The sequence below is a fragment of the Paraburkholderia sp. A1RI-2L genome, from assembly GCF_048957375.1.
Taxonomy (GTDB): domain Bacteria; phylum Pseudomonadota; class Gammaproteobacteria; order Burkholderiales; family Burkholderiaceae; genus Paraburkholderia.
Genome location: NZ_JARBTA010000002.1, coordinates 996398 through 1013940, shown reverse-complemented (window position 1 = coordinate 1013940; position 17543 = coordinate 996398). Strand labels below are relative to the sequence as shown.

16 protein-coding genes and 1 pseudogene are annotated in these 17543 nt (G+C 63.9%); 7 read left to right on the top strand and 10 right to left on the bottom strand.

The annotated features are described in order from the left end of the window. Nucleotides 1–3: 3 nt before the first annotated feature. The 5 genes from PWP93_RS19385 to PWP93_RS19365 all read right to left on the bottom strand — a co-directional run bounded on the left by PWP93_RS19385 (nucleotide 4) and on the right by PWP93_RS19365 (nucleotide 7684). Nucleotides 4–1209, bottom strand: a complete 1206-nt coding sequence (locus tag PWP93_RS19385) for a hypothetical protein (RefSeq protein ID WP_421046120.1) — start codon at nucleotides 1207–1209, stop codon at nucleotides 4–6. 188 nt (nucleotides 1210–1397) lie between these two features. Continuing rightward, entirely contained in the window at nucleotides 1398–1991 is a 594-nt protein-coding gene (locus PWP93_RS19380) for a Biofilm PGA synthesis auxiliary protein PgaD (protein ID WP_421045569.1), read from the bottom strand. Beyond that, on the bottom strand, nucleotides 1969–3237 hold the full coding sequence (pgaC, locus tag PWP93_RS19375) for a poly-beta-1,6-N-acetyl-D-glucosamine synthase (RefSeq protein WP_421045568.1): 1269 nt from the start codon (nucleotides 3235–3237) through the stop codon (nucleotides 1969–1971). Before pgaC ends, PWP93_RS19380 begins: the two co-directional genes overlap by 23 nt. Beyond that, nucleotides 3234–5321: a poly-beta-1,6-N-acetyl-D-glucosamine N-deacetylase PgaB gene (gene pgaB, locus PWP93_RS19370; RefSeq protein ID WP_421026454.1), complete on the bottom strand. Its 2088-nt coding sequence runs from the start codon at nucleotides 5319–5321 to the stop codon at nucleotides 3234–3236. The genes pgaC and pgaB overlap by 4 nt, the downstream gene beginning before the upstream one ends. 26 nt (nucleotides 5322–5347) lie before the next feature. After that, the gene (locus tag PWP93_RS19365) at nucleotides 5348–7684 is read right to left on the bottom strand and encodes a poly-beta-1,6 N-acetyl-D-glucosamine export porin PgaA (protein ID WP_421045567.1); all 2337 of its coding nucleotides are present in this window, start codon (nucleotides 7682–7684) and stop codon (nucleotides 5348–5350) included. Between the two features lie 698 nt (nucleotides 7685–8382). Here PWP93_RS19365 and PWP93_RS19360 point away from each other — a divergent pair. The 6 genes and pseudogenes from PWP93_RS19360 to PWP93_RS19335 all read left to right on the top strand — a co-directional run. Next, nucleotides 8383–8913, top strand: a complete 531-nt coding sequence (locus tag PWP93_RS19360; RefSeq protein ID WP_421045566.1) for a hypothetical protein — start codon at nucleotides 8383–8385, stop codon at nucleotides 8911–8913. A gap of 32 nt (nucleotides 8914–8945) precedes the next feature. Then, a complete protein-coding gene (locus PWP93_RS19355; protein WP_421045565.1) occupies nucleotides 8946–9233 on the top strand; it encodes a hypothetical protein in 288 nt (95 codons plus the stop codon). Between the two features lie 66 nt (nucleotides 9234–9299). Further along, a complete protein-coding gene (locus PWP93_RS19350) occupies nucleotides 9300–9623 on the top strand; it encodes an ArsR/SmtB family transcription factor (protein ID WP_421045563.1) in 324 nt (107 codons plus the stop codon). Nucleotides 9624–9691: 68 nt separating this feature from the next. Continuing rightward, nucleotides 9692–10753, top strand: a complete 1062-nt coding sequence (locus PWP93_RS19345; protein ID WP_421045562.1) for an alkene reductase — start codon at nucleotides 9692–9694, stop codon at nucleotides 10751–10753. Nucleotides 10754–10940: 187 nt separating this feature from the next. Further along, on the top strand, nucleotides 10941–11138 hold the full coding sequence (locus PWP93_RS19340) for a DUF3562 domain-containing protein (protein WP_421045561.1): 198 nt from the start codon (nucleotides 10941–10943) through the stop codon (nucleotides 11136–11138). Between the two features lie 168 nt (nucleotides 11139–11306). Beyond that, nucleotides 11307–11540 (top strand): annotated as a pseudogene (locus PWP93_RS19335) (DUF2866 domain-containing protein); the annotation flags it as partial. Between the two features lie 188 nt (nucleotides 11541–11728). Here PWP93_RS19335 and dapA read toward each other — a convergent pair. From dapA to PWP93_RS19315, 4 genes are all read right to left on the bottom strand, one after another. Continuing rightward, complete coding sequence (gene dapA / locus PWP93_RS19330) at nucleotides 11729–12583, bottom strand: 4-hydroxy-tetrahydrodipicolinate synthase (RefSeq protein ID WP_421045560.1); 855 nt, start codon at nucleotides 12581–12583, stop codon at nucleotides 11729–11731. Nucleotides 12584–12884: 301 nt separating this feature from the next. Next, nucleotides 12885–13331, bottom strand: coding sequence for a bactofilin family protein (locus PWP93_RS19325; RefSeq protein WP_421026447.1), 447 nt, complete (start codon nucleotides 13329–13331; stop codon nucleotides 12885–12887). A gap of 98 nt (nucleotides 13332–13429) precedes the next feature. Further along, nucleotides 13430–13792, bottom strand: coding sequence for a hypothetical protein (locus tag PWP93_RS19320; RefSeq protein ID WP_421045559.1), 363 nt, complete (start codon nucleotides 13790–13792; stop codon nucleotides 13430–13432). Further along, the gene (locus PWP93_RS19315) at nucleotides 13785–14762 is read right to left on the bottom strand and encodes a M23 family metallopeptidase (protein WP_421045558.1); all 978 of its coding nucleotides are present in this window, start codon (nucleotides 14760–14762) and stop codon (nucleotides 13785–13787) included. The genes PWP93_RS19320 and PWP93_RS19315 overlap by 8 nt, the downstream gene beginning before the upstream one ends. A 380-nt stretch (nucleotides 14763–15142) precedes the next feature. Between PWP93_RS19315 and PWP93_RS19310 the strand changes: the two genes are divergently transcribed. Then, the gene (locus tag PWP93_RS19310) at nucleotides 15143–16435 is read left to right on the top strand and encodes an aspartate carbamoyltransferase (protein ID WP_421045557.1); all 1293 of its coding nucleotides are present in this window, start codon (nucleotides 15143–15145) and stop codon (nucleotides 16433–16435) included. Here PWP93_RS19310 and PWP93_RS19305 read toward each other — a convergent pair. Then, nucleotides 16420–17511 carry a zinc-binding dehydrogenase gene (locus tag PWP93_RS19305; protein WP_421045556.1) on the bottom strand — a complete coding sequence of 364 codons (1092 nt, stop codon included), beginning with the start codon at nucleotides 17509–17511 and terminating at the stop codon, nucleotides 16420–16422. The two genes, PWP93_RS19310 and PWP93_RS19305, sit on opposite strands and share 16 nt — an antisense overlap. Nucleotides 17512–17543 lie beyond the last annotated feature (32 nt).

Sequence of the window (17543 nt, the reverse complement as noted above, 5' to 3'; positions counted from 1 at the left end):
CCTTTACTCGTTCGACACATTCGATTGTGTGTGCGCGCCTTCGGGGCGGCAGCGATCCGATGCGGAAGGCGCCACTTCGTTGCGCGCGTTAAAGTCCGCTTCACGCAAGCCAACCGGCGAAAGCGAAACAAAATGAATCGTTCCGGGACCGTACGGAATACCGATCGCCCCTGTGTTGCCCCATGCAAACGGCGCACGCATCACGCCGCGCAAGTCGATCGAGTCGCCGGTCAATGCAAGCGCCATCAAGCGGCCATCGCGCGCAGGCACATAGGCAACGTCGCCGTTCACCGCAATGCTCGCTTCGCGCACCGAGGCGGGCAGGCACGCGAGTTTTGCCGTGACGTGTCCCGCTTCGTCGATCAACAGCATCGAAGAGCGTCCGCTCTCCAGCGTTGCTTCGACAATGAAGCGCTTCACGTCCGGCACCCACGCCGCGGCATACGTGTAGTACTGCACGCGGAAAACGTCGACGCCATCATCGGGCCTCGTGAGCTTGCCGCTCACTGGGTCGTACACGGCAAATTCCAGATCTGCGACGAGCTTGCCAGGAATGTACTTCTGCCATACGAGCAGCGCCCGCGTGGGCGAACCCGCGATCATGGGCCACCATTCGCGGACATGCGCCGCCACGTTCTCGCGCCGCAGCAGCTTGCCCGAGCCGTTGTAAACCTTCACATAGACGCCGTTGCCAGTGCCGAGATTGTCGACGCCGCCGCCATTTATCCAGTCTTCCGAATAGAACACGACAAAGCGCTCCCCCACGGCAGCCACATGACCGGAATGCCCCCCCGATTCGACATCGTTCGGATAGGGCTTGATGGGCGTAAGGTTCGAGCGATAAACGCCATAGCGCTGGCTGACTTCGTTTGGCGTATTCCAGCCGTCCTCGAAGCTGACAAAGATATTGCCCTGCGTGTTTTGCGCAATCGATACGGGCTCCTGTGCTTCCGGTCGGCTGATGAATAGGTGAACGTTGGAAATGCGCGCGTGCGCTGGCGACCATTCGCCGACATAAACATCGTGAGGCCAGCTGCCATCACGATGCGCGCCGCGCGGCGGCAACCCGGAACTGCTGAAGAAAACCCAGCGCTTGTCGTCCGCGTCGCTGGCCCAGCCGATGCCGTGCATGAAGCGCCGCTCGTCGCCCACGCCCGGCGCAGGCACCGCAACAACCGCTCCGGCCGGCGCCCGCCGCATGCTGATCATCTGCGCGCCAGCATCGTCGCTATCGCCGGTCGCCGGGTACGCCGCGACCAGCAAAGCAAGTCCGAGCGCCGCCAGCCAGCCGAAGCGGCGCCAGCGATAGAAGCCGCGCCCGGCACGCGCGATGGTGCGATCCATGTCGGCGTCCTGGTCGCCCTGCAATGCACTCGTGTGGCGCGAGCCGCGCTCACTCACTGCCGCGGCGTCCGGCGGGGGGATACGACCGGCGGCGAATACACCGGCGGCTTTGCGTGACCATATGCGCCGCTGCTGGATTGGCGGCCGCCCGCACCGCTTGCCACGTTTGCGCCGTCTGCGGCCGGCCCCGTCACGGACAGCACGCGCAGCGCTGCAATGAGCCCATTGGCATCGTGCGAGGCCACGAACACCCGCGCTACCGCGTTCAATTCGCGAGAAGCCGCACCTGCAAACGGCCCCGGTTCGACCGTCAGCCCGGCTTTGCGGCGCAGCAGCCGCTGCGTACGCGACTTCGAAGCAAACGGGTGCGCCACGCGCGCGAGAATCATCCACATCGTCAAGACCGAAGCGATGGCCCCGATGGCCGCGAAATACGACACCAGCTCGGGCCAGGAGAGATCGCCCTGCTCGAACGGCAACAGATACCGGTATGCGTAGATCGTGATGCCCGCCCACATCGAGCCGACGCAAGCCGGCCGCAGCAGCCGGAACCACAGCAGCAGCACGACGCCGCGCGCGATGCCCTGGTCCGAGATGATTTGCTGCGGAGCGTGAAGTGAGAGGTCAATGACGGGCGTGTTGTTCATGTTGAATTCCTCGATCGGGGCTAGTCCAGACTGCGCGCTTGCCACGGCGCCCGAAGGCGATGACCGGCAGCGCCACGACAGTGGTGACCATGTTGATCAGCCAGAACGCAAGCGGATACCAGACGGTGTCCATCACGTAGAGCAGCAGCTTCTCGTCATAGCGCCGGTCGATCACGCAGCCGACGATGATCTGCAGCACGCAGGTCGCCACCAGCAGCATGCCGTGCCAGTGCGGCAGCAGCGATACGTGCCAGTCCGGCGGCAACGTATAGACAGCATTGAGAAGCGAGAGCAGCAAAATGAATGCCATCGCATAGGCCCATGCGATACCGAGCGCGTACTCGATGAAGAGCGGCCACATCATCACGCGCGGCCCGAACAGAAGTCTTCCCGCGTAGCGGAACAAAACCTGAATCCCACCCTTGGCCCATCGCAAGCGCTGCTTGTAGAGCCCCTTGATCGTCTCGGGCATGAGAATCCAGCTCAGCGCATGCGGCTCGTAGGCAACGCGCCAGTCGTTGCACTGCAGCTTCCAGCTGATATCGATATCTTCGGTCAGCATGTCGGAGCTCCAGTAGCCGACATCGGCGAGCGCGCTCTTGCGAAACATCGTGATCACGCCCGACACCGTGAAGATGCGCCCATAGACCTGCTGCGTGCGCTTGATCAGCCCGACGATCGACGAAAATTCTCCCACCTGCATGCGTCCGAGCAGCGACGTGCGCGTGCGGATACGCGGATTGCCGGTGACCGCGCCCACGTTCTGATCCGAAATGAAGTGCTCGAGCATCCATTCGATCGCATCTTCGCCAAGTAGCGAGTCGCCGTCGATGCACATGAGGAAGGGCGCGTTGGTGATCGCCGCGGCCGTGGTCAGGCCAATCGCCTTGCCCTCGTTCTTCGAATGATGAATCACGGTCAGATGCGCAATCTCGGTGGCAAGCTGGTTCAGGACCTCGCCGGTGCGGTCGCGGCTGCCGTCGTTGACCGCGATGATTTCGTAGTTGGGATAGTTGAGCGTCGCCAGATGACGAAACACGCGGCGCGCATTCATCTCTTCATTGAAGCACGGCACAATGACCGCCACCTTCGGCATCCCCGACATTCTCAGTGCGCTGGGCGAGCGCGACCGTCCGTTCTCCAGCGCGAGGAAATGGACTGTTCCCCCGATCATCCACAGATACGACATGAAGAACGGGTAGAAGAAAACAAAATCCTGCAGCCGGTTGATCACGAGGTGCATCATCGCTGCACTCCTGCGCCAGGGGCGCCCTTGAGCAGAGCATTGATCGACGCGGGATCGAGACGCTGGCGTGTCGACATGACATCGCGTAACGCGACCGCATTCGGCAAGTCGTGCTGGAAGTTATCGGGGTAGTACCCGTAGCTGACCATTCCCACCTCGCGCAGATGACGCATTTGATCAACAAGGCGCGTGCCGGGCACGCTCTCGCCCGTGCGTGAATCGGTTGCTTCGAGCAAAAAGACCGTCCGGCGCGGTCCGTCCGGCGCGGCTTGCACCACCCGGCCGAGCTTGTCGAGCCAGCTGTCCACGGAAGTGATGCCCTGTCGCGACGGCATGGCGAGCAGTCCGACGAAGTCGTATGCGCGCACGAAAGCTGGATAGCTTTGCGCATAGCGCGGCTCGTTGCCGGGGTCGAGCACGGCATCGGGAAAGATCGTGCGCACGGTCAGCACTTCATCGCTGTTCTGGCTGTCGAGCACGATCTGCCGAAGCTCCTTCGTGAAGTCCAGCAAATAGCGGGTTTTCTGCGCGCTCCAATGCTTCATCGCCTCGGGATTGGCGCGAATCTGCTCGACGCCCGCTGGCAAACTCCAGCTCGCGTAGGTTTGACGCGCGTGCCGGCCGTCATCCTCGAAATCGCTGAGCGTCGCGTCCTCGCCGAACAGCACGCCGTTGAATGCGGCGTATTTTCCGAGGTCCTCATAAAGCTCGCGCACATAAGCGCGCGCAGCCGGATCGAAAGGACTGAGCCGCCGCACGCCCGAGGCGCCGGGCGGCAAGGTGCTGCCCGCAGCCGCCGTGACGAACTCGACGCGTCCATTGAGGGCATCCGGTACCGCGAATGCGAGCACCGGCATCCACGCATAAACTTCCACGCTCGCGCGCGTGTTCAGTTGCCACGCCGCGCGGCAGAACAGATCGGAGCGCATCGGCAAATGCCGGTTCGGGAAATACAGCGCCCGCGCAAGCCCCGAGCGCGAAGGGTCCGAATAGGCCTGCAGGTACACCGAGCTCGGCTTCATTCGATACATCCGCTCGATCAGGATGCCGAGTTTCTTTTCCTGCATGTCGGGCGAAGGATCGTAGACATCGTCGAGCGACACCACGACTGCCCGCTCGACCGGATTGATCTGGCCGCGATTTTGCGCGGGCTCGCGCACCGAGCGCTCGAACTCGCCTACGTTGATGTCGTAGGTCGCCAGAATGCGGCGCAGGCGATCGAGCGGAATATCGGGGGTATTCGGGCCGGACTCGAGCGTGAATTGCGTGGGCATGCCAAGACGCGAGGACACGTTGCGCACGGTCAGGTTCTGCGCCCCGTAAGGCCACACCATCGCGCGAATCGACACGCCTGTCTGCTGCTTTACCTGACGCATGCAGTTGCCCAGGTCGCCGCGCACACGCGCTTCGAATTCGGCGTCCGTCTCGTAGCGCTGCTGATCTTTCAGGTACAGATGCGAAGTGGCCGCCGGCAACTCGTTGCCTTGCGGATTCGCAAGCGCGCCGTGATGCAGGTCGTGCGTATGGCACGCCAGCTCGACGAGCCCCGACGCGGCCACATTGCGCACGTCGTCCCATGACATGAAGGTGTCGCGCGGCACGACGACGGTGTCCGAAAGCCGAATGCCAGCGTTGCCCGGCGTATCGATCCACGAGGTCACGATCCCCATGACGCCGGGATATTTGAACTGCTTGAGCAGCGGCAGCACCTTGTCATGGTGGCTCTTGAAGCCGTCGTCGAAAGTCAGCAGCACCGAACGCGGCGGCAGCGGCTTGCCGCCGTTGCGCGATGCCACGATCGCACTGAAGGTGACCGGGTTGTAGTGGTTCGTATCGAGCCACGAAAAAATTGATGTCAACGTGCCCGTATCGACGGCGAACGGATCGATCAGGTTGTTCGCGTTGAACTCGGCACGCAGGTTGTCGCGCACATCGTGGAAGCAGATCACGCGAAAGGTCTTGCCATCGGCGGGGTCGGCCGGCGGGAGGATGTCGATCAGCTTGGCAGAGGCGAGGGATGGAAACAGCGAACAGCCCGCCATCGCACCCAGACAGCTACACACGAAACGTCGACGAGATTGCATCGCAGGCCTCCTCCCAGATTCCGAAGTCAGAATGGCACCGTGAGCGTGGCATAGGCGAGTTCCGAGAATTCGCGCTTGCCGTCGTACGCGTGGCTGAGCACGCCAAGACCGTACCTGAGCGTGACATCGTGGCTGAATGTCCAGTTGTGCTCGATGCGCGCCCCCATCTCCGCACTCGTGCCATAGCCGCGCTCGTTATACGCGCCCCCGATCAGATAAAAGCGCTGCACGAGGGACCTCTCGCCGCTGCGCCAGATCGCCCATTGATGCATGAGGACCACTTCGGCGGTGTAATCGCGCGAAGGCGCGTAATACGCTGCGTCCCGGATGGTGTTGCTCCCGGTGTCGAGATTCAGTGAAACATTCACCAGTTGATTCGCGGTAGTAAATACGCGCTGCGTTCCACTCAACGCAATGTCCTGATTAAAGTTCGAGTCGCTGTAGCGCGCCGCGGAGTAAGACAACGATGCTGAACGCCGGTCACCATCGTTGAAATTAATACTCGCCTGCGCGGTCTTCCCCCAAATATGATTGAGGTACGCCTTCATCGGCAGCGAGTCGCTGTCACTGCTGACGCCTGCACTGGCCGACAAATAATCATTGAACGCATAGGAAACTTCGCCGGTGCCACCGGTGCGCCCATCGCTACCCGTCGAACGCGTGACCTCGCCGCTCACGGTCAACGAGCCGTTGCGATAATCGCCGCCAACGCCGGCACGCGTACGGCTGACATTGCCGAGGTCCGTCACCGCATGAGCGTAGAACGTATGGGCAAATACGCGCCAGTTGTCGAAGATCGGCGGTGAATACAGAGTCGTGTCGATGCTGAACTGGTTGTCCGCCAGCGCCGAGGCGCCATGTTCGCCTTTGACATCAACCGTCAGCACCGGCGCGCGATACGCTTTATAGTCGCGCTGGAAGGCACGCACTGAACCGTTCTCAGGGAACGTGTCGTCGAACGTCGTATTGATCCGGTGCGCGTTCGAGTAATCCTCCAGCGCAAGCGATGCGCGGCCGAGGCCGGCCAGCGCCTCGATGTTGTCCGGGTGATCGGTCAGCGTGGCGACGTACATGTCGCGCGCGCGCCGCGTATGTCCCATGCCTAGCACCGCATCCGCCTGTGCATCGCGCACTTCCGAACTGAACGGCACCTGCTCTTCGAGTTTCTGCAACCCGGCCATGCCCTCGTTCGTCTGACCAATGTAAATCTGGTACTGCGCGAGCAAACGGTAGTAACGCAGGTAATCGTCAGTCGCGGGATCCCCAGGACGCATCTTGTCAGTCGGCGGCAGCGCACCGCGAATATCGTCGAGTACCTGATGTGCCTGCGTATATTTGTTCTGGTCAGTGAGCGAATAGAACAGACCTTCGCGCAGATCGATCAGACGCGTGTGCGAGCCATACTGGTAGCCGAGCGTGGCCGCGTCGGTGGGCTTTGCACGCGTCTCTTCGATGGCGCGCCGATAAACCGCTTCCGATTTCGCCGGCTGCTGCAGATAGGAATATGCGTCGCCCACTGACGCGAGCGCCTCGGGCGACACCTCGAAATTCGACGGGATCGTTTCGAACACGGCAACGGCATCTTCCATCCGCCCACGCGCGGCATACCCAACGGTACGGTCGCTGGCAAGCGACGCACGCACTTGCGCGTACTCCGGTGTATTCGGCAGACGCTTGTCGAACTCTTCCGCATGACGAATAGCGGCATCGAGCGCATCGAAGCGGTCGGTGCTGGTCATCGCGCGAACCTTCGAGCGGCCGCCCCGCACCTCCTGCCGGATGGCGAGTTCTTCGATCTCCGCGAGATCGACCGGCGAAAATACGTCGGGATGCTTTTTGGCTTCGTCGAGCGCGCGGTTCGCCCCTCCGCTCGTTGCAAGGCCGAAGACCTGATGACGCAAATCTTCGCCAGGCTGCGGACCATTACCGGTGGTAGGCAGTTCCATCTGCGGTGTGACAGGTGCCGGCGCCATTTCCGGTGCCGACTGCGTGGGATTGCTCTCCGGTGCTTGCGGCGCGGGCGCAGGGGTCACCGTGGCCGCAGGAGCAGACGCAGGAGCCGCCATCGGCTCGCCCCTCGACGCCTGGGCCACTGTCGCGACAGGTGCCGCCGGACCAGGCTCGGGCGGCGCTGTCACCGGAACGCCCGTGGTGTCGCTCATGGTGTTTTGGGGCACGTCCGTCGAAGCCATGACGGCATAGACGGTGCTCCCCGAGGCCTCGGTCATCACAGGGTGCGCAACAGGATCACGGCTCGCGATGTTGTCCGCGAGCGCGACCATGAAAACCACTGGCTTTGCTGCGTCGGTTTCCTGCGCGAAACCGTTCTTACTTTCAAGCACCGCATAAGCTGACAAAAGCATGACCGCTGCAGGCGCCGCACATGCACAAAGAGGGCGCCGGCGAGGCGACGTGTACAAACGCTTGTTCTCGTCCATTTTCTTTACGCCCCCTGCTGTACGTTGTCGTTGACCACCAGGCACGCGGCTATCGCAAGTCCCGTACCGCTTTCTGTGTACGAATATGCGATCAATAAAACCGATATTTATTGCGGACTCAATCAGTTTTCAATCTGGTTCCAGGAACGGCCGGTCTGCTCTTCGGCTTGCAGCAGCGAAAAGTTCGTCAGCACACTTTGGACTATCGAACGCTTTAGAGCGCTCGTTGAACGGCGAATCTGGAATAGCCGGCTTATGGTGTCCTTGTCGTTGCCTGAACAGGCGACGCCGGAAAGACACACCGGCCAGTAACATCGAAGCGATGTAGAGATGTTTTGTGTTTCACGCATGCGTGATGGTACGTGTGTGCACTTCAATTGCTATGGAACTCGTGCGGCACATGACAACACTCTAGATCACGCTTATGCGTAATCCATCAGCACGTTTCAACCGGTTACAACTGCAGGCTCTTCTTCAGCTAGTTAGCGCAACTGGTCTGCTATGGACGCGGGACTTTTTTCTCCGGCTCGCAAACCCGGCATAAATTACTGACAAACCGTGAACGGTTGCATTTCGCCCTCACCGTTCCTATGCTAGTTGCACATCAAAAGAGGGAGGCAATCATGGGGACCTTGAAGCACCGAGGTCGGCTTGTGCCCGCGAGCGCGCTGCTCATCGCTGGTGCGTATGCGGTGTCTGCCGGGGCACAGATCGCGAGACCCGTTGGAACACAATATTCGCAACCCACTGCGCCAATGGCTGCGCCGACTCCATCGGCCCCCGCGGCGCCAACCGCCCCGCCCCCCACAACCACCACCGCGGCGGCGGCTCGCACGAACACTCCGGCCGCGCCACAGCAAATGCTCTACTACGTCTGCGGAAATATGAATATCGACGGGCACGTGACGTCGCCAGATCCGCAGCATCCGTTCAACCTTGGCGTCTCGTTTATTTCGTCGGGCAATACGCCATTGACCGAGGTTTCGGTCAAGGTAAGACGCCATGGCCGCGTGCTGATGGATTTCGTTGCCGCGGGTCCGCACTGCCTGTTTTCCGTGCCGGATGCAGACTACCGCATCGAAGGGACTTACCGTGGCGAGACGAAATTCGAAATCGTCCAGACCGGCACCATGAATGCTCAGATCAAATGGTAAGTGCCAGCAAGCTCGAATAGCTGACTCCGGCCATGGCAATCCCGAACTCGCCTGAAGATCGGTCGATCGACGAACCCGCTTCTGGCGAAAACACCTTCGAATCCGGCGCCCCCTCACACGCCACCTCGGGAGCCGGATTCACCGTTGCACCGCCCTATCTGATCTTCCTTGCAACAGGCACTGGCTACGATCACATGCATCGGTTGCGTAGTCCACGACCTGATCCGACCGACATACCGGAATTCCTTCCCGACCTGCACCGTCATTGTGTGCGCCGCGCGCCGGGGCACCTCATGCACAGTTCAGAGTATCCCTATTGAAATCGGTGCCATCGCCCATATCGTTAAAATGCGATATATGATTCGCACAGTGACGATGCAATCGCGATGAAAAAACCTCAACCGACCCCAAAGCTCGACCTCGACGCCATCTACAAAGCGCTGGCCAATCCCGTGCGGCGCGAGATCCTCGCGTGCCTGCGCGAGCCGAAGATGCACTTCGCCGGCCAGGCACTCCCGCTCGAACACGGCGTTTGCGCGGGCCAGATCGACGCGTACTGCGCGCTGTCACAGTCCACCGTATCGGCGCATCTGGCTGCCTTGCAAAAAGCCGGGCTCGTTACGTCGAAGCGCGTGGGCCAGTGGGTGTTTTTCAAGCGCAACGAAGCAGTCATCGAGGCATTTCTCGCCTACGCGAACAAGCAGTTGTGAGCGCACGCATCGGCTTCTTTTATTCAAGGCTTCAACGCAGCGGGCCGAGCCCGCAATAAGGTGAACATATGGCAACGCTTTTCGACCCCCTCCAGATCGGCGACCTCAGGCTGCCCAATCGCGTCATCATGGCTCCGCTCACGCGTCAACGCGCAGGCGTGGCGCGCGTGCCTAACGCGCTGATGGCGCAGTACTATGCAGAGCGCGCAACGGCCGGCCTCATCATCAGCGAGGCCACGTCGGTCACGCCGCAAGGCGTGGGCTACGCAGAAACACCGGGCATCTGGTCGCAGGAACAGGTCGAAGGCTGGAAGGTCGTGACCGAAGCCGTGCATGCCGCAGGCGGGCGCATCTTCCTGCAGCTATGGCACGTAGGCCGCATCTCGGACCCACTCTTTCTCGACGGTGAACTGCCCGTCGCGCCAAGCGCGATTGCGGCGCTTGGCCACGTGAGCCTCGTGCGCCCGCAGCGCGCGTACGTCACGCCGCGCGCGCTCGCCATCGACGAAATTCCTGGCGTCGTCGCCGCGTTCCGGCAAGGCGCGATCAACGCGAAAGCCGCGGGCTTCGACGGCGTCGAGATTCACGGCGCCAATGGCTATCTGCTCGACCAGTTCCTGCAAGACAGCACGAATCAGCGCACCGACGCTTACGGCGGCTCGATTGAAAATCGCGCGCGCCTGCTGCTCGAAATCACCGACGCCTGCATCGACGTGTGGGGCGCCCATCGCGTGGGCGTGCATATCGCGCCGCGCGGTGACGCCCACACCATGGGCGACTCCAACCCCGCCGCCACCTTCGGCTACGTGGCGCGCGAGCTCGGCAAGCGCAAGATCGCGTTCCTGTTCGCACGCGAATCGCTCGGCGAAAACCGTCTCGGGCCGCAATTGAAGGCTGAATTCGGCGGCCCGTACATTGCCAACGAGAAGTTCACGCTCGAGTCGGCGCAACGCGTGCTCGCCGACGGCGAAGCCGATGCCGTCGCCTGGGGCCAGCTCTTCATTGCGAACCCGGATCTGCCGCGCCGCTTCGCATTGAACGCACCGCTCAATGCGCCGAATCCGTCGACCTATTACGCGCGCGGCGAAACCGGCTACACGGACTATCCGTCGCTGGAAAGCGTGGCGTAAACCACGGCACGGGCGGCCACGGGGTCGCCCCTTCACTCATATTCACTCATCATTCGTCTGCACGAACGATTTTCTCCGGTATTTTTTTCCGCGATTCCGATAGGCCGATTCAATTGGCGTGGTACGCAAGTTTGTTCTTGAATTCGAACTCCACCTACCCGGCTGATCCGCAGACTGGAGAACCTCCATGCTTCAAGTCGACGCCGAGAAAATCGTCCACAGCATCGCCGAAGAGACCAATACGCCTGAGGAAACCGTAGCCCGCATCTACGCCGACGCACTCGACAGCTACCGCGCCGACGCACGCATCCATGACTATCTCCCGCTCTTCGCCGCGCGCAAAGTGCGCGCGACTTTGCGGCAAAACAGCACCAAGCCGCACTGATGAAGGCGCGCGCACCGCTAGAGCGCCGCGCCCATGCGCCGGAAGCGGCTCTTAAGTCTGGTTTAATTCTTCGCTGCAAACATACGCTCACCCCTGTTGAGCCGCCGGAGCATCGGCGGCGTTTTTTTGCGCAGTTAGCCGCGCAGTTAGTCGAGGAGGAGCGAGGTCATGGTTGATAACGACGATGTGTTGATGCACTTGCAGTCTCTGCTGCGCGACGGCTCGACTAACCGCATCGCGTCATGCCGCGTGTCCACGCCGCTGCAGAATCCGTGGGGCCGTGCGTATCGGCTCGTCGAATGGACCACGCTGCTCGACGACGACGCGCGCCGCCAGGTCGTGCCCGCCGAAAGTTCGGCGCTGGATATCGCGCGCCTCGTGGCGGAGCACGTGCCCGGACGCCGTATCCTGCTCAACGGCGAGACGATGGACACCGAACGCCCGCGCACGCGGCGCCGCTCGCGCAGCCGCGCGAACACAGGCGCAAGCGCGCACATCGCGGGCTAAGGGCGCGCGCGTCCCATACTTCAGGACGCGCCCGTTTTCGCGCGGCAAACCGCGTGATGTTCGGCACGCGGTATTTCCGCCGCTCACGCCACCATCTTTCCCAGCGCTTCCTCCAGCGCGGCGCTCGCGCAAGTCATCGGCGCGCGCAGTTCATTGCGAATGAGCCCGCGCCGCGCGAGCGCCGCCTTCACCGGCCCCGGATTCGGCTCCGCGAACGCCGCCCGCACGAGCGGCACGAGCGCGTGCCAGAGCGCGCGCGCATCGGCGAGACGCGCCTCGCGCAACGCGCGCTCCATCGCTACAAAACGTTCCGGCAACAGATGCGCCGATGCCGCAATCGCGCCGCTCGCGCCCGCGCACAGCGCGCCGAACATCTCGATGTCCTCGCCGCACAGCACCTGCAGGCGGCCGTCGAGAATCAGCGCGAGCGTCTTCGCAAGCGAGCCGCCGCAATCCTTCACCGCGACGATGCGCGCATGGCCCGCGAGGTCGAGCAGCGTCGGCAATTCGAGTTGCACGCCCGTGCGCGCGGGAATGTCGTAGACGATCACGGGCTTGCGGCTCGCATCGGCCAGCGCCGCGAAGTGCCCAGCCACGCCAGCCTGCGACGGGCGAATGTAATACGGCGCGGCCGCCAGCACGCCTGCCACGGGCATCTCGTTGAGCGCGGCAATCCGCTCGCACAGCGACTGTGTGTGATTGCCGCTCACGCCGGCGACCACCGGCAGGCCGCCCGCGCCCGCGAGCACGGTGGCGAGCACGGCGTCCTGCTCGAGTTCGTCGAGCGCGGCCGGCTCGCCGGTCGTGCCGAGCGCGACGAAGCCCGCTACGCCGGCTTGCGCGTAGTGGCGCACGAGCGCATCGAGCGCCTCATGATCGACCGCGCCGCGATTGAACGGCGTGACGAGCGGAATCCAGATACCCGAAAACGAAGACATGATTTTCCCTTGTACGTGACCGTGTGAAAGGTCCGTCGAACCGTACGCGGGAATTGGGCAAGCCAGCAGGGAGAAAGAGGCGGGGCGCCGCCGGCAGGCCGTTCCATCGCACCATCCGACGGAACAGCATGCTCCGGTCAGATGAGCGGCTGTTTTTTGGCTTTGGCTTTCACGCACGCGCACGAGGCCTGCGCGCGCGCCAGCATCGCGCGCGAAGCGGCGACGGCAAATGGCGTGACGAAGGGACTCGGCTGACGTGGCATGTCGGGCAGTGTACTGGAAATCGCACGCGCCCTGGCGCTCAGTCGTGCGCCTCGACGTCGGTGACCGACGTTACCGACGTTACCGAGGTATCGAGCAGCAGTCCCGGCGCGTCGCCCGGGTCGCGCCTGGTGAGCTTGCCATCCACGCTCGCGCCGCAATCCATCCGCAATTGCTGGTAGTAGATGTTGCCGACCACGTGCGCATTCGACTGCAATTCGACGAAATGATCGGCGATCACGTCGCCCACGATGCGCCCGTTGACCACGATGTCGTAGCCATGCACGTTGCCCTGCACGGCGCTGCGCTCGCTCAACACGAGCAGTGTCTGCGCGCCCGGCTTGCTCGTCACGTTGCCGCTCACCTTGCCGTCGAGCCGCAGGCCGTCGGCGAATTCCAGATTGCCCGTGACATGGACATCCTCGGCGATCAGCGTCGCGAGCTTGGTTTGGGCAATGCCCGGCTGGGGTTTCTTCCTGTTGAACATGAGTCGTGCCGTTGCGGTTAATTACGGTTGATTCCAGATGGTCTTGTCGAGGTTGGGTAGAGCCGCGCCCAGCGGGCGGCGGTAATCGGACACCAGCGTCAGCGCGCGTTCGAGCGCGCACCGTGGTTGCGCATGAACACCAGTTCGGCTTGCAGCTTCGCGGTCTCGGCCTGCGCCGCATCCGCGGCTTTCTGCAGGGCCGAGCGCTCCGCGCGCTCCTGCTCCAGCGCGAGTTCCACATTGGAGAGCCGCGTTTGCAGTACATCTGGCTCGACGGCGGGACACTGCCCGGCGTCACCGGCATGCAGCGCCCACGCGGCGAGCCCCGCGCCAGCCGACGCCGCCGCGACGGTCCATGCGAGCGCCACGCCCCAGCGCCATGCGCGCGAGCGCACTGGCTGCAATTCGAATTCGCGCTGCGCGTCGCGACGCTGGCGCGCGAAGCGTCGTGCGTCAGCCATTGCCGTTTCGTCCGGTGCTTTCAGTCCGATAGGCGTCGAACAGCGCGAGATAGTCGCCGGGATCGACCTGAACGCCCTTCACGATCACTTCGAAGTGCAGATGCGGGCCCGTCGAGCGCCCGGTCGAGCCGACGTCGGCGATATGCTCGCGCGGCAGCACGATCTGCCCCACCTGCACGTCGATCTTCGACGCATGCCCATAACGCGTGACGAAGCCGTTGCCGTGATCGATCTCCACCGCATTGCCATAGCCCGACTTCACGCCTGCGAAGATCACGCGGCCTCCCGCGGCGGCGAGAATCGGCGTGCCCCTGGGCGCGACGATATCGAGCCCCGGATGAAAGCTCAGGCGCTGCGTGAACGGATCGAGGCGGTTGCCAAACGGCGAGCCGGGCCGGCCCGCTTCGGTAGGACGACGGCCCGGAAACGCATCCCACGCGGCCTTGTGCTCCGCCACGGACCGCTCGAGCGCGGCGAGCGTGGCCGCCATGCAGTCGACCTCGCCGTTGATGGCATGGGCGTTGGCGCGCGCGGCGGATGCCTCGAGGCAGCGCCTCGGCGCGAGCGCGGGGCCGCCCTCGCCGCCGTCATCGTCGCCGGAGCGCGCGGCGGGCGCGGCAGGCACCGCCGTGGCGCCGCGCGGCGTTTGTGCGCGCAGGCGCTGATCGAACTGGCGCAACTCGGCAATCTGCGAGACCAGACGCTCGATGCGCGGATCGAGCAGCGCAATCGATGCGTTCATGCGGCCGATCTCGCCCACCACGTAATGGTGCGTGGCCGCGCCGGCGGCCGAGCTCGCAAGTGCGGGCGCCGTGCCGCTATAACGGCCGATGGCCACGCCGCCAGCCAGCGCGATGGCCGCCGCCACGCATGCGGCGGCCATCGCCGTGCGGCGCGCCGCGCGGTGCGTGACGAAACGGGTTTCGCCGCTGGAAAGCTCGTCGACCGAGCTGGACCACGGCATCTTCATGGCTGGCTCCGGCGCTGCCGCTTCGCGCGCAGGAGCGCGGCGCACGACACCAGGGTACAGAACAATGCGTACATCTCAGGCTGCGGAAGCCGGCGTGCGCCGGCCCGTCCAAAATCAAAACCGCGATTATGGTGGCGCCTCAAAAATTCCCATCCCGATAAAAGGGGACGCGCCGGGAAAAGAGCACTCAGAACAGCCTGTCAGGCCGCGGATCTGCTGCACTGCGGCACGACCAGCGCCCTCGACAGCGCATTCGGGGAGGCGCTGCGCTACGTTGTCGCACTCGCCCCGGCCACTGCCGCACGAAAGCCCTTGACTTCTCACGCCGCCCCACTAATATACGCAACGCGTACATCAACCCGACATCACAGGTGCCAGTCATGAGCGTTCCGCAACAAGCCTTCCTCCGCGACGCCATGCGGCGTCTGAACATGACCCGCGATGCCTTCGCGAGCCGCATCGGCGTATCGCGCCGGGCGCTGGACACGTGGCTGCTGCCGGAAGAGTCGCAGGAATCGCGCGCCATGCCCGAGATCGTCGAGCGCTTCGTCTCGGAAATCGTGGGCAGCGGCGAGCCGCGCGAAATCTATACGCAAAGCGTAGAGTCTCGTTCGCTGGCGAGCCAGATGGAGTTCGAAGGCAAGCCGCAACTGCTGTCGGTCGACCAGTTCTCGCGCGACTCAGTGGAAGCCCTCTTCCGCGTGGCCGACATCATGCAGCCCATCGCACGCCGCCGGAAAATCTCGCGCGTGCTCGAAGGCGCGGTGCTCGGCAACCTGTTCTTCGAAGCCAGCACGCGCACCCGCGTGAGTTTCGGCGCCGCGTTCTGCCGGCTGGGCGGCTCGGTTTGCGGCACCACGGGTTTCACGTTTTCGTCGATGGCCAAGGGCGAGTCGATCTACGACACGAGCCGCGTGATGGCCGGCTACGTGGATGCGATGGTGATTCGGCATCCTGATCAAGGCTCGGTGGCCGAATTCGCGCGCGCCGTGAACATTCCCGTGATCAACGGCGGCGACGGCCCCGGCGAGCACCCGAGCCAGGCGCTGCTCGACCTCTACACGATCCAGCGCGAGTTCTCGCGCCTCGGCAAGATCGTCGATGGCGCGCATATCGCGCTCGTGGGCGACCTCAAGTACGGCCGCACGGTGCACTCGCTCGTGAAGCTGCTCGCGCTCTATCGCGGCATCAAGTTCACGCTGATCTCGCCGCCGCAGCTCGAAATGCCCGCGTACATCGTCGACAAGATCTCGACCAACGGCCACGTCGTCGAGCAGACGCACGACCTGCGCGCGGGCCTGCGCGGCGCGGACGTGGTCTACGCCACGCGCATCCAGAAGGAGCGCTTCGCCGACGAGTCGTTCGAAGGCTACACGCCCGAGTTCCAGATCAACCAGGCGCTGATGGACGAGTGCTGCAACCCCGAGACGCTCGTGATGCATCCGCTGCCGCGCGACAGCCGCCCCGGCGCGAACGACCTCTCGACCGACCTGAACCATGACCCGCGTCTTGCGATCTTCCGCCAGACCGACAACGGCATCCCGGTGCGCATGGCGATTTTCGCGGTGCTGCTGGGTGTGGAGAATCTCGTGCAGCACTCGATGCGCGATGCCGTATGGCGTGCGCCTGCCTACCTCGGCCCGGACGACGCCGTGTTTCACGGCATCGACTGAGGCACGCCGGGCATGCAAACCGTCACGCACGTCAGCCCCTGTGCCGCTTGCGCCGCGTCGATCGCGGCCTCCAGCGCATCGAGCGCATAGCGCTCGATTTCAATCGCGTCGAGCGGCAGCTGGCCCGAGCGCACGAGCGCGATCAGCGCCCGGTAATCCGCGCCGCTGTACATGAAGTGCCCCATCAACTCCCAGTTGTTGATCAGCATTTCCCGATAGACGATGGGCAGATCCACCTCCATGCTGCCCATCAGCACCATGCGGCCATTGCGGCGCAGGCTGCGCAGCGCGGCGAGCGTCGAGCCCGGGTCGCTCGCGTGGCCGACCATGTCGAAGGCGAGATCGGCGCCGCCACCCGCCGCGTCGCGGATAGCCACGCTATCGCGCGCGCTGTCGCCGCTGAGCGCCACAGTCGCGACGCGACCATTGCCCAGCTCCGCAAGCGGCGCCAGCGCTGCCGCACGCCGCGCCACCGCCACGACCCGGCTCGCGCCCAGCGCGAGCGCATCGAGCACCGCCGCAGCGCCGAACGCGCCGGCCGCACCGTTCACCACCACGGTTTCGCCGGCAGCCAGCCGGCCGCGCCGCAGCCCGCCGAACGGCACCACGAGCTTGCCGAGCGCGGCAAGCCGCACCGACGGCAGGTCATTCAGACCGTCGAGCGGAAACACCGTGGAGGCGGGAAACTCGACCACCTCGCGCAGGGTGCCATGCGCAAAATCGGCCAGCATGGGCGCGCTGTCGGGGCTGATCGTGGTGAGCCCGAGCAGCGACTGGGCGGGCTCGCGCAGAGCCTCGTCGGCGACCCAGTAGGGGCTCAGCGCAACGCGCTGCCCGACGCGGTAGCCGTACACGCCCTCGCCAACGGCGAGCACGCGGCCAATGCCGTTGGTGCCCGGCGAAAACGGCCCGCCGGGATACCCGAAAGGCAGCTTGCCTTCGACATACTGGCGTGTGTAGCTGAGGAGCGGCACGGCCTCCATGCCGACCACCAGCGCGCCCCTGCGCGGATCGGGTTGTGGCACGTCGCGCAGCGCGAGCGGCTGGCCGGGTCGATCGAGCATCCAGGCTTTCATGGCTTCGTTCTCCTTGGTCGGTTTGCCCTGGT